The following is a 12,916-nucleotide window of genomic DNA, read 5'->3' as shown; positions in this document are numbered from 1 at the left end:
AATTGTAGTTTATGAGAAAAAAAATAATTTCTGAAAAAATATCTGATATAGATGTCATAATTTTCGATCTTGATTTGACACTTTATTATAATATAGAATTCGCGGATGAAAACGCCCGTTTATGCTTCCAGTATATTGCTGATTCAATCGGACAAACTTTTGAATTTGTAGAAAGCAAATATAAAGAAATAGGTTCAATAAACCTGACTCTGACTTACTATAATTTAACAATGGATGATTGTTTTACCTATGCCAATCCAAAACTGGACCCTTACCAATATATCAGTACAAATAAAGTTCTTCGCAAGTATCTTCTGGGTTTGAAGGAAACGGGGTATAAATTGGCTGTGGCTACAAATAATTCAATATATATGGTCCCCAAAGTTTTGGACGCAATCGGGATAATGGATTGTTTTGACTATGTAACATGCGCTCAATCGGCAGGGAAGGGCAAGCCTCACCCTAAAATGTTTAATGAAATATTGAACTATTTTGGCGTTCTTCCTGCAAAAGTACTGAGTGTCGGGGATAATCAGCGCAAAGACCTGGATTGTGCCACAAGTGTCGGCATTACTAAGGGTATTTTAGTGAAGGGGCCAACCGATTTAATGAACAAACTCAATTCTTATCTGAAAAATAAGGATTAATTTAAAAACGGATAAACTTAATTTGCAAAACTGAACAAAACTGCTAATATTTCAATGTAATAATCAAATTAATAAAAATAGATATATTTAACTGAAATTTATTTATGCTGTATACGAAATATAGATGGATATAAATCTTCAGGAGGTTGTTATGGCAAATAAAATAGTGGCAAGAAAAGAAAAAAGACTTATCGAATTAGCTGAATGGAATGTTCTTAAACAGATGCAGCAATTGATAAATAAAAAAGGAATAAATATAGCTGATCTTTATAAGATTGAACCTCAACGCATGCAGGCAATGACGCATGAATTGGAAAATATGTATGCTGATTTTTCCAAAAATTCGGTAACCTTAGAAATCATGGAGGCATTGAATAATCTGGCCAGAGCTGCTGAAGTTGAAAAATGGCGTGATTTGATGTATTCCGGAGCCAAGATCAATTTTACAGAAAACCGTGCAGTATTACATGTAGCATTAAGAAATGTTGATTATATCAATAACAAATTTGTTCCTAAAAGTTCGATTCTAGTTGACGGGAAGAACGTAATGCCTGAAGTTGCAGCCGTGCTTAATCATATGGCTGAATTTACAGACAGAGTAAGAAGCGGTCAATGGCTGGGCGCAACAGGCAAGCCTATCAAAGCAATCGTTAATATAGGTATCGGAGGTTCTGACCTGGGCCCAAGAATGATAACAAAGACCTTAAAGGCTTACGGCAAAGATGGCCTGGCTATGCATTTTGTGTCAAATATTGATGGCACAGATATTACGGAAGTTCTGAAACAAGTCGATCCTGAAACAACTCTGTTTATAATAGAGTCCAAAACTTTTACTACCGAAGAAACTATGACAAACGCTAAAACGGCAAAAGACTGGTTCTTGAAAAGATTCAACCAGGAAGATATAGCCAGACATTTTGTGGCTGCATCTACAGCAAAAGAACTGGTAGAAAAGTTTGGAATTGATCCCCAAAACATGTTCCCATTCTGGGACTGGGTTGGAGGCAGATATTCAGCACCTTCTGCAATAGGTTTACCGGTAATGTTATCCATAGGGAAGGATAATTACGCAGATTTTTTAAAAGGTTATAATGTAATGGATGAACATTTTAAAACAGCACCCATAGAAAAAAATATCCCTATGCAGATGGCCTTGATTGGTTTATGGTACAACAATTTTATGGGATTTCAGTCTTATGCAGTACTTCCCTATGATCAATACTCAGAATTATTTCCTTCATATTTGCAGCAGTTGGACATGGAAAGCAATGGCAAGTATGTTAATCGTTTCGGAGAAGCGGTCAATTATGCAACAGGGCCGGTATTATGGGGAGCTGCCGGGACTAATGGTCAGCATTCTTTTTATCAGCTGCTTCACCAGAGCGCTGACAAAATTATTCCTGCTGATTTTATCGGTTATTTAAGATCATTAAATCCGGTTGGTGACCATCACGTTAAATTAATGGCTAATTTTCTTGCTCAGCCGGAAGCACTAATGAATGGTCTTTCATCTGAAGAACTTGTTAAATCAGGTTGCCCGGCCAATTTGGTTCCTCACAGGACCTTTAAAGGAAACAGACCTTCCAATACTATTGTTTTTGATAAATTAACCCCGAAAACCCTGGGAATGCAAATTGCTTTATATGAACATAAAGTTTTTACACAAGGTATTATTTGGCAGATAAATAGTTTAGATCAATATGGTGTTGAACTGGGTAAAAAACTTGCCGGGAAAATTCGTGATCAGATAAAAGCTGGTCAGGCAGGCGAGCACGATCCGTCAACTACTGCTTTAATGAACAGATTACTTGGTGTAAATAAATAATAAATAATATGGAGGAGAAAGAAATGAACAATAAAATTATTGCAAATGATAATCCGATGATAACAACTATGGATGTTTCAGCAGTAACCATAACTAAAAAGGATAAAATGGGTACTTCAGGAACCAGATTGAAAGCACCTGAGTTTAACAGACCGGGATTTCATCCGAGGATGAATCAGGCTATATGCGATCACTGGCATGGTCTATCGGTGGAGCAGCAGGGCAACAAAGTTGTTATTGTTGGCGGCGATCCCAGGAACGGAAATCCGAAGCGCATTCAGGAAGCTGCCTTGATTGCAGCTGCCAATGGATTTAAACCTATTGTTCCAAAAGATAACGGATTAGCGCCGACACCCGCAATATCTGCGGCAATAATGACCTATAAAGCTATGGGTGGGATTATTGAAACCGCCAGTCATAATCCGGCAGAGGACGTCGGTATTAAAACAAATTTAAGCTATTCCAGAGGAGCAGGTCCAGCACTTGAAGAAGTGACGGAAGATATCTTTGTAAAATTACAGGATGTAAAAGATACAAAAATATTGAATATGACTTATAGTGAAGCCGTAGAAAAAGGATTAATCCAGGAAGTCGATATGGTAAAAGTTTATGTAGATTTCATGAAAAAGATATTTGATACTGAAATAATTAAACAGGGATTTAAGGGTAAGCCATTCCAGTTATTACTCGATCCGATGCACGGTGCCAGTGGGCCATACGCCAAAGCATTGTGTGCGGAATTTGGTATCAAGCTGGATATGATCAATGCAGAACCTTTACCTTTTTTCGGTCCGGAGAACGAGCATCGCCATCCTGAGCCTGAGCCCAGATATCTTGAAGAATTGATCGGAAAGTCATCAGCCTATAATTTGTCAGGTGGTTACGACGGTGACGGTGACAGGAACCTGCATTATGAAGGTAAAAGAAATATAACTGCCGGTGATCTGGCTGCTTTAATGGCTGAACATTATGGTATTCTGCCTATAAAAGAACAAATTTTTAAAGGCGGACAGGTGGTTATGGGCAGATCAATAGTATCTACTTCTCAGCCTGATCTGGCTATAGAACGTTTACAACGTGAAGGTCAGGATATAAAGATGGTCGCTACTCCGACCGGATTTAAATTTATCGCTGAATTAGGCAATTTTGGATTTGAAGAAAGCAACGGTCATGGTAATCCCTGGCACGGCGAAAAAGATGGAATGTTCGCCACCATGTTCCAGTTATACTTGATGGCCAAAACACAAAAAACGTTGGATCAACTTTTACAGGAAATTTACAAAAAAGACGGACGAGCATATTTTACCAGAGGTGGTATAACATGCCCCAAGGACGCAACAACCCAAAGAATAATGGGTATAATTAATAATCCTCCAAAAGAAATTGCCGGGTTCAAAGTGCTGGATGCAAGAATTTTTAATTACAAGTCCCCGGTTACAGGTTTGGAAACAAAAAATGCGGCTTATATGTTTAAACTGGAATCACCGACAGGCGATATACTGACATTAAGCATGAGATTTTCCGGCACGGGTACCGGAGATCCCTTGCTGCGTACTTATGTGGATTGTGTTAAGAAAGGCGAAGATCAAATTTCTGCCAGACTTGATAAAGCTTTGGATTATGTGAGACCGGTAGCTAATGAGATAGTAGGAAAAGTTGTGGAATTTCCGGAACTGGATTTTTACGCTAAAGAAGGTTAATAATCAATAGAATTCTATTAAATAAAAAGGCCCCGAACTTCGGGGCCTTTTTATTGCAACGTTTATTGAGAATTTAGATTTCCTGCTGAATTTTTTTAAGCAATTCTGATTTACTATAATGAGGTTCGTCAGTACTGGAATGGCTGGCAGTCTTAACTTTTACAGGAGTAATTCCCATAGCTTTTATGCCGGCTAAATCTACAGGTATTTTAGAATTTTCAGTATAGAATAATTTTTGTATATAATGTTCTGGCCTGTTACGCAGTTTGCCATAACGATTCAGACCCTCTGTAACCGCTATTATATAATCGATGGAGTTCATGCCATAAGTTTCCCGGTCATTATAACCGTTAAGAAGTTTTATTTTGGAGAAATTTCCTGCGGCTATTTTTTCTCCTACACCTTCTACGATTAAATTGGCTATAATACTGGTATAGAGAGAACCGATACTGTAAATTAGCGCGTCGGACGACCCGATTGCGCTGAGGGCCTGGGGATGTGCTTCAGGATTAAAAATGTCTCCATATTTGTTCAAATAAAACAATTTTTTAATCGGTGAGGGTAATTTGTGCTGATGATGTTTGTCAAAAGAGGTAGGTTTATTTTTAGGAGAGGGATGAGAAATTTCATTTTGTCCCTTGATCAGTTCACCTGATCTCAGCTCGACTCCGATAGTAGCAAAATCATTGGTTTTAATTGTGGGAATAACTGAAATGGTCTGAGGCAAATTAAGAAGCCTGGAAAACATATAAATAGCTGAATCCAGCGAATCATACATTAACCTGGTGCCGGCGAAAAAGAAATTGCCGATGCTGCCGCCACGGAAATCAAAATTAAATTCATTGGTCTTCATTATTCGTTCCTGCTCGAACTTCAATAATGAAGTAAGTATAATATTTCTATGTGCCTGGGGAATATTATCCCATAAATGACCGGTACCATGTAAAATATTAAACCATTCCTTTTTGGCTTTGCTTCTGGTGTCTTTGGTCAATCTTTTCGCTAACAGTTTTTTGAGACTCTGGGCAAGGGTTGTGCTTTCATCAGCCAGACGAATAATTCTGGAGCGGTGATCTCCACAGCCAGGACCGCCATGTAATTCGCGGATTTGGCCGGTGCTACCACCGTTATCGGTTGTTGTTAATATATAATTTACATTAGAGAAAAAAGTATGAAATTCTCTGGCAATGTCATTCCAGCCGGTTCCGCCGGAGAAAATCGTCACCTCGGACCTATTCTTATGACAGGAACTTATGCCAACGGTCCTGTTTTCAGCTATTATTTTTTTGTTCAGCATTTTTATCTATTCATTTATCGTAAGAAGAAGAGAACAATTGCAGGTTATATCAAATGTAAATAATAATTAATATTTATCAATGTTTACAAGTATTGAATTAGGGGAAATATATTTATATATCTAAAAAAAGAGAATTAAATGGGGAAGAAATATTCATTAGAAGAAGCATTAAATTTTGCAAAATTTCACAATGATAAAGTGATAAATGCGATGAATGCAGATAAAAGTAAATCTGTTGAGTATGAGCAACTTGAGAGTTTTTATAAGAACGGAATAAATTTTATATAGGAGGCAATCTATGTCAGATCCAATGTCAGTAGGATGGTCATTATTACCAGGAGATGCCCATATCAATATAAATGATGATAAGATTTCAAAAGAGATACCTGATACCCGAGTAAATATAGGAGCATTTACAACAAAAGATAACATGTTAACTCTAACATCATATTTAAATAGTAATATGATTGCTGCAAAAATTAATCTTGCATCCGGACAAGTATTTGGACGGGATGGGAAAGCTGTGCATGATACAGAGGGCAAAGAAGTTTTTTTAACCGAAAAAGATATAATGTTTCTAATTCAAAAGGGAAAAGATGTAAATAAAATTGCTAATGATTATAGCAGACCTGGAGATATTGAAAATTTACTAAGTTTAAAATAAGAAATTAAATAGAAAATTAGGTATCAGTTCCTGTTAGTCTTTAAGAAGCAGAATTTGATCCTGTATATCGGCCAACCGTTGTCCAGGCATCTCTGCTCGAAATATGAGGGTATCCCGGTTTCATTGATTGTGGCTATTTCCTTTTTTGCTGAAAGAATTTTATAGTTTTGTTGTTCGGCTATATATGTTTTTGTATCTTCAAATAGTTCTTTAACATCGGTTTGAAAAAGTATTTCATTGTCAGCTTTCAGTTTTGAGGATATCTCAGTTAAAAAAGCAGGGGTTATTATCCGCCGTTTGTGATGCTTTTTCTTAAAGCAGGGGTCTGGGAAAAAGATAAAGACCTTGTCAATGCTATTCTCAGGCAAAATATGCAGATTTACTGTAGAACTTTCGTGTAGCATACATATATTTGCAAGATTATTTTTAATAATCAGTTCATTAATTTTATCAACAAGCGGCTTTCTTACTTCCATTCCCAGAAAATTTATATTGGTTTGGGTTTGGGCCATTTTTAGCAGGAATTCACCCTGAGCAAAGCCAATTTCCAAGTATAGAGGCTTTGCAGGATCAGTAAAAAGTTTTTTTATTTGCAATTTGTCGGATTGTTTGCGAAAATTGAATGGGTTTGCATGCTTTCTTACTCTCATAGGGTAAGATATTGTAGCCTAAAAGTACTTAATAATAAAGCACATGAGCAGAGAAGCTATTTATAAACCAGCTGAAATCGAAAAAATCGCAGTTGCCGGCAAACTGGTAGCTCAATTTTTTGAATTATTGAAGGGTAAAATAAAGCCCGGATTAACTACTCTGGAGATTGATAACTGGGCAACCGAGTTTGCAGAAAAAAATAAAGCTATTGCAACATTCCGTGAAGTTCCCAACTATTACCACAGTACCTGTGTGTCTATAAACGAGCAGATAGTTCATGGTATCCCCGGAGACAGAATACTTCAAGAGGGAGATCTGGTCAAAGTCGATTATGGGCTTAAAAAAGACGGTTATATCGGTGATTCCTGTTGCAGCTTTTTGCTGGGTGAAACCAAAGCACGAGTGAAAAAACTTGTGGAAGTAACGGAGAAATCTTTATATAAAGGGATTGAATCGGCAAAACTCGGCAAACGTCTTGGAGATATCGGTTATGCCATTCAGCACTATGTGGAAACAAACGGGTTCAGTGTTGTGCGCGAATACACAGGGCATGGGGTTGGTATTGATTTGCATGAATCACCTTCAGTACCTCATTATGGCCATAAAGGGACAGGCTTACCACTTAAGGAAGGTATGGTTATTGCCATTGAACCAATGGTCAATATGGGAACATGGAAATCCAAAGTTTTGAGCGATGGCTGGACTGTTGTTACTCTGGATGGTAAATGGTCAGCCCAGTTTGAACATACTATAGCTATTACTGCGGACGGACCGCGAATTCTTACAAAAATATAAGAGGTGAAAATATGAACGTAAAAAAAGTTGAAGATATTCTCAAGATTTTTAAAAATTCCTGTATAAGCAAATTAAATTTTGAAGATACGGAAATAAAAGTAACAATGCAGAAAAGTATAAAAAAAGAAGAAAAACCGGTTGTTATTGTGCCAAATCAGGAAAAGCCGAAAGAAAATTCCGCCAATATTCTGGAAGAACCGTTTTCTGTAATCAGATCCAATCATGTAGGTTTTTTTCATCATAAATTGTCCAGCAAGGAAATTGATGCCCAGCCTGAGGTTAAACCCGGCAAACTTTTGGGAACCGTAAGAGCAATGAATATTGACCATGATATTTTGGCAGACAGAGAATGCAAGCTTATCAAGTATATTGTGGAAGAGGGCACTCCTGTAGGCTACGGGCAGGAAGTTGTGCTGGTACGAGACCTGTAACTTATGAAGTCTCTTTATCTGGCTTCTCCCAGAGGATTCTGTTCGGGCGTGGCCAGGGCTATTAAAATGGTAGACGACCTGGTAAAAAAGTATCCGGTGCCAATTTATGTTTACAATGAAATAGTTCATAATAAAAAAGTTGTGGAATATTTCCAAAAAAAAGGTGTGCGTTTTATTTTTGATATCAAGGATTTGCCAGAAGAAAGTGTCATCGTTTTTAGTGCCCACGGCGTTTCTCCGCTAATTCGTGAACAAGCCGAGAAAAAAAAATGTACTATAATAGACGCCACTTGTCCGCTTGTGGCTGAAGTCCATAAAAAAGTACATTCCTACAGCCGTAAAGGTTATCATATTATTTATATAGGGCATAAAAATCATGAAGAAGTAACCGGTGTTATGGCGGAAAACCCCAAACATACAACGCTTATTGAAAACGAAATAGACGTAAAAAAGATACCTTCCAATCATTCTAAATTTGCTATATTAAGTCAGACCACATTAAATGCAGACTGGGTACTTGAAATTATTGAAAAAATCAAAAGCGCATTACCTGCCCAAACGATATACAATGAACAACCTGCCAGTATTTGTTATGCGACTACTGCCAGACAAAAAGCCGTTGATGACCTGTCCGGTAAAGTTGACCTGATGCTGATAATCGGGTCAAAAAACAGTTCGAATGCCAACCGTCTTCTGGAAATCGCTTCAAAAAAAACAAAAGCTTATTTGCTGGACTGCCTTGATGAGTTTGCTTTATCAAAACTCTCGAAAGTAAAAAAACTGGGAATATCTTCCGGAGCTTCTACGCCCGAATCACTGATAAATTCAGCGGTAAATACCTTAAAGTCTCGATTTAAATTAAGGTGTTATGGTAAAATCAAGTCAGATGTGGAAATCATTTAAATCTGATATCCTTAAATCCTTAATAATTGCCCTTATCATTGGTATTGGTTCCTATCTTCCCATAATTGATTTATTAAATCTTACGGCATATAACCAAAAATTTATATTTCGAGGGCAATTAAAGCCTGACAATAAAGTGGTAATTGTCTCAGTGGATGACGAGTCTATAGACTGGATGTCCAAATGGCCATGGCCCAGAAGTTACCATGCAAAAATCGTGGATATTCTCAAAGAACACGGTGCGGCCTTAATTCTTTTTGATGTTTTTTTTGATTCACCTACGCAATTTGACCCGCAGGACGACGTACAATTCGCGGAATCGGTAAAAAAAGCGCAAAATGTGATATTGGCTGCAAATTTTCAAAACATTAAAGAAAATGCTTTTTTTAAGGTAAAAGTCGAACCATTCAAAAGACCTATAAAAATGCTTGATGACGCAGCCCTGGACTTGGGAGTTGTCCATCCTTATTTTGATAAGGATAACGTAGTCAGGCGTTTCCAGATTATTTATCACTCAGGTGACAAGGAATACTATTCTTTAGCCCTGCAGGCAGTTCGTTATATACAGAATAAGGCTGGTATTTTATTAATTCCGGGCAACAGAATTAAATGCGGCAGGAATATTATTCCTTTGCAGGGCAAGAATTTACTTGTAAATTATTACGGACCGTCCAGAACTTTTGAAACAGTACCCTATGTCAGGATATATGACGGTAGTTTTTTAAAAGACAGCCCTGATTTCTTTAAAGGTAAAATCGTCCTTATCGGGGCCTCCACAGAAGTATTGCACGATGTATTCCCCACACCATTCGATATTAATATGCCCGGTGTGGAAATTCACGCCAATGTAATACAAACAATTCTGGATGGTCTTTATATATCAAAAATATCATTTATTTACTTACTCGGCCTGCTCATATTATTTGTATATATAAATGTAATTATCAGCCATATGTTCAAGATCAGATTCCTATTTCTTCTGGTTGTAGTGCAAACTGCCATAATTTTTATAGGAAATGCTTATATTTTTAAATATTTCAGATTGGAAATACCCACCTATACGCTGATCTCTTCAATATTCATTACATTTGTTGTCCAGACAGTAATTAAATTTATCAGTGAAGAAAAAGAAAAGCGCAAAATACGTGGTGTTTTTTCGCAATATGTCGCGCCGTCGGTTGTAGATGAGCTTTTAGCCCATCCGGACAAAGTTGAGCTTGGCGGCAGCTTAAGAGAAGTAACTATTTTTTTCAGCGATATTCGCAGTTTTACAACTTTCAGTGAATCTCATACTCCGGCGCAGGTTGTGGAACAGCTCAATGAGTACCTGGATGAAATGACCAAGGTGATCTTTGAGTTCGGCGGTACTCTGGATAAATATGTAGGTGACGAAATAATGGCGATATTCGGGGCCCCGCTTCCTTTGGCTAATCATCCCAAGATAGCTATGGACTGCTGCATCGCTCAATTGAAAAAATTGCGTGCTTTGCAACAGAAATGGAAAGAACAGGGCAAAACAGTGCTGGATATAGGTATGGGCCTGAATACCGGAGAGGTAATTGTAGGTAATATAGGTTCGGACATGCATAAAGATTATACGGTAATAGGAGACGCGGTTAACCTTGCGGCCAGGTTGGAATCGGCAACCCGTAATTACACAACGCCCGAGCATACATGCTATCTGCTGATATCCGAGTTTACTTATGAAAAAGTAAAAGAGTATTATAAGTGTAATTTAATAGATGAAATCGCTGTTAAAGGTAAAAAAACGAAAACCAAGATATATGAGGTAGTTATTGAATTTTGATAAAAATATGTCCAATAATGTACAGTTTAAAACACTTTACATTTTTAAAAAAATTATCTACAATAGTTTTGAATGATAAATTTTGGTAAATTTTTTATTCATAAGGGGGTGATTTAGCGAACTATCTAAAAGAGTTTCAATTAACTTTAAGAGAGGAGACAACATGAAAAAAGTTTTAGTTTTAAGTTTAATCGCATTGTTCGCAATAAGTATGGCATATGAGCCAAAGTTCGCTGCTAACGTCATATACAGTATATCGGGGTCCAGTGGATCAAGTTTCGCAGCTCCGGATTCTGTAGGTTTAGGCAAGAGCAGAATTACAATAACATCAAAAGTTAGTGATATGACAAGTTTAGTATGGATTACAAAACCGTTTTCCAGTCAGGATGAAGATTATTTCTTCGTAGATACAATAACAGCTATCGGTAAATTGAGAATCGGTAACCAGAGATTGGGAATCGCCAACTATGGTGGCGGAGTATATGAGACAAACACATTTCTGTCTCAGGTATATTTCAAATCAATCGGTGTAGCATACATGACCAACATCGGCGACACAAAATTAAATGTTTTGGCTGCCGGCGGTTATAACAACACCACAAGTAAATTAGGCGCAAGAGCCATTACAAAAATGGGTGATATGAATTTAGCCGGTTATGCACTGTTATTTTTAAACGGCAGCACAAGCGCAACAGCAGTTGGTGTTGATGCTGATACCAATATCGCAGGATTCGGTTTAGCCGGTCAGGCATATATGGAACTTGGCGACAGTGGCGCAAGTTTACTGAAGTCCGGTTCAACAGCAGCAAGAACTTTCGGCGCAGCATATGTTTCTTACATACTGCCCGGAATGAATGTTAAGCTGTTCGGCGACCTGGTAATGGCATTATCTGATGGTGCCAAAGCAAGCTGGGGCTACAAAACCAATATTAAAGTTGGCGCAAGTATGCCTTTAAATACAGAAACAAGAATATTTGCAGATCTGACTATGACAACTGACAAGAATGACGCAACAGCGAATTCTGGTCAGGCAGGATTTGAACTGTTCCTCTAATCTGAGTACAGTTTAAGCTAGTTAAAAAAGAGCCGGAATTTCTTCCGGCTCTTTTTTTTGGTTTATTTTAATTTATATTCAGAAACCGGCAATAAAATGCTCATCTTGTCAGGAATTACTCTCAGAATATAAGATAAACAAGAAAGAAATACTATGAAAAAAATACTGCTGATTTTACTTGTCTCTTTATGCCAGGCTTTTTTTCAGGATAATTTATCTGATAAAGAAACCCTGGTTTACAGAATGAAAGAGGGCAGTAAAATCGTGATAATTACGGAAAATGTGTCCCTAACCACCTCGCAAAACATAAATTTGCATTTAATAGATATAAGATCTAATGATGGGGGAACAGCTCAGATTTATCTGCTAAAAGGCAGTCTGAAACCATTTTATCTTGTTTATTATGATCAGCAGAAAAATAAAATTAAAGAATTTAAATATAATAAAGATTCGGTGGATGTATCAATTTATGACAAAAAAATATTTTATAATTATGAATTGAACCAGAAGGACCTCTGGGACATGAATTCCTTTTTCCATTTATTTCGTGGCTATCCTGCTGACAAAAAAGAAGTGCTTTTCTGGAGCTTTTTGCCTGACATAAAAAGAGGATTTTTATTATATGTAAAAGAAGTAGGGGATGAAGAAATAACTTTTGATCAAAAAAAGGAAAAATGTACAATATTGGAAGTTGGCGCAGCAGGCTTTGTAGAATCAATCCTTTTTCCGCAAACTTTCAAATTCTGGATAATGAAGGATTCCCCACATCTTTTTCTTAAATATTCAGGTAAAAACTTGAAAGGAGAGGAAGTTATTACCGAGGTTGTTAAGTATAGTAATTAAAGCAGGATATACTCTTAGCAAAATGGTTTTCGGCTATGTTGCCTGCGTCGCTCGCTGCTCAATGTACTATTAAGTACACTTCCGCTACTCGCTTCTTGGCGCCTTGCCGAAATTCCATTTTGCGTCGAGTATGCTTTTTACAACCGTAAACCAATTTCGTTAAGGTATATCCAGATTGACAGAAAGAAATTACTCTGTTATATTTTCCCTGCTATTAAGATTTTGCGGGCTACGAATCGCCGAAGTTACGGTGAACGAAGCTGATTGAAAAATTAATTGATGAAATTCCCTTTGATAAT

Annotated in this window: 13 protein-coding genes; 11 read left to right on the top strand and 2 right to left on the bottom strand. The window is 37.3% G+C overall.

Annotated features, from left to right (window positions below):
* Positions 1-11: 11 nt before the first annotated feature.
* The 3 genes from PHV30_05665 (at position 12) to PHV30_05655 (ending at position 4,172) form a co-directional block, all read left to right on the top strand.
* Positions 12-647: an HAD-IA family hydrolase gene (locus PHV30_05665; GenBank protein ID MDD5456504.1), complete on the top strand. Its 636-nt coding sequence runs from the start codon at positions 12-14 to the stop codon at positions 645-647.
* Positions 648-798: 151 nt separating this feature from the next.
* Positions 799-2,472, top strand: a complete 1,674-nt coding sequence (gene pgi / locus PHV30_05660; protein ID MDD5456503.1) for a glucose-6-phosphate isomerase — start codon at positions 799-801, stop codon at positions 2,470-2,472.
* Between the two features lie 23 nt (positions 2,473-2,495).
* Positions 2,496-4,172 (top strand): hypothetical protein, encoded by a 1,677-nt coding sequence (locus PHV30_05655; protein MDD5456502.1) that lies wholly within the window; start codon positions 2,496-2,498, stop codon positions 4,170-4,172.
* A 73-nt stretch (positions 4,173-4,245) separates the two neighbouring features.
* On the opposite strand, the gene PHV30_05650 is transcribed toward PHV30_05655, so the two are convergent.
* Positions 4,246-5,469: a YvcK family protein gene (locus PHV30_05650; protein MDD5456501.1), complete on the bottom strand. Its 1,224-nt coding sequence runs from the start codon at positions 5,467-5,469 to the stop codon at positions 4,246-4,248.
* 138 nt (positions 5,470-5,607) lie between these two features.
* Here PHV30_05650 and PHV30_05645 point away from each other — a divergent pair, with 138 nt between their 5' ends.
* A complete protein-coding gene (locus tag PHV30_05645) occupies positions 5,608-5,757 on the top strand; it encodes a hypothetical protein (GenBank protein MDD5456500.1) in 150 nt (49 codons plus the stop codon).
* 10 nt (positions 5,758-5,767) lie between these two features.
* Positions 5,768-6,133, top strand: coding sequence for a hypothetical protein (locus tag PHV30_05640; protein MDD5456499.1), 366 nt, complete (start codon positions 5,768-5,770; stop codon positions 6,131-6,133).
* Positions 6,134-6,156: 23 nt separating this feature from the next.
* Here the strand turns inward: PHV30_05640 and trmB are convergent, their stop codons facing one another.
* Positions 6,157-6,783 (bottom strand): tRNA (guanosine(46)-N7)-methyltransferase TrmB, encoded by a 627-nt coding sequence (gene trmB / locus PHV30_05635; protein ID MDD5456498.1) that lies wholly within the window; start codon positions 6,781-6,783, stop codon positions 6,157-6,159.
* Between the two features lie 43 nt (positions 6,784-6,826).
* On the opposite strand from trmB, the gene map reads away from it, so the two are divergent.
* The 6 genes from map to PHV30_05605 all read left to right on the top strand — a co-directional run bounded on the left by map (position 6,827) and on the right by PHV30_05605 (position 12,617).
* On the top strand, positions 6,827-7,579 hold the full coding sequence (gene map / locus PHV30_05630; GenBank protein MDD5456497.1) for a type I methionyl aminopeptidase: 753 nt from the start codon (positions 6,827-6,829) through the stop codon (positions 7,577-7,579).
* A gap of 11 nt (positions 7,580-7,590) precedes the next feature.
* On the top strand, positions 7,591-8,010 hold the full coding sequence (locus PHV30_05625) for a hypothetical protein (protein MDD5456496.1): 420 nt from the start codon (positions 7,591-7,593) through the stop codon (positions 8,008-8,010).
* A 3-nt stretch (positions 8,011-8,013) separates the two neighbouring features.
* Positions 8,014-8,913, top strand: coding sequence for a 4-hydroxy-3-methylbut-2-enyl diphosphate reductase (ispH, locus tag PHV30_05620; protein ID MDD5456495.1), 900 nt, complete (start codon positions 8,014-8,016; stop codon positions 8,911-8,913).
* A complete protein-coding gene (locus PHV30_05615; protein ID MDD5456494.1) occupies positions 8,879-10,720 on the top strand; it encodes an adenylate/guanylate cyclase domain-containing protein in 1,842 nt (613 codons plus the stop codon). Before ispH ends, PHV30_05615 begins: the two co-directional genes overlap by 35 nt.
* A 163-nt stretch (positions 10,721-10,883) precedes the next feature.
* Positions 10,884-11,774 carry a hypothetical protein gene (locus PHV30_05610; protein ID MDD5456493.1) on the top strand — a complete coding sequence of 297 codons (891 nt, stop codon included), beginning with the start codon at positions 10,884-10,886 and terminating at the stop codon, positions 11,772-11,774.
* A 153-nt stretch (positions 11,775-11,927) separates the two neighbouring features.
* Positions 11,928-12,617 (top strand): hypothetical protein, encoded by a 690-nt coding sequence (locus PHV30_05605; GenBank protein MDD5456492.1) that lies wholly within the window; start codon positions 11,928-11,930, stop codon positions 12,615-12,617.
* Positions 12,618-12,916 lie beyond the last annotated feature (299 nt).

Source organism: Candidatus Margulisiibacteriota bacterium (genome assembly GCA_028715625.1).
GTDB lineage: Bacteria > Margulisbacteria > Riflemargulisbacteria > GWF2-35-9 > GWF2-35-9 > JAQURL01.
This window is presented reverse-complemented; position numbering and strand designations above follow the sequence as displayed.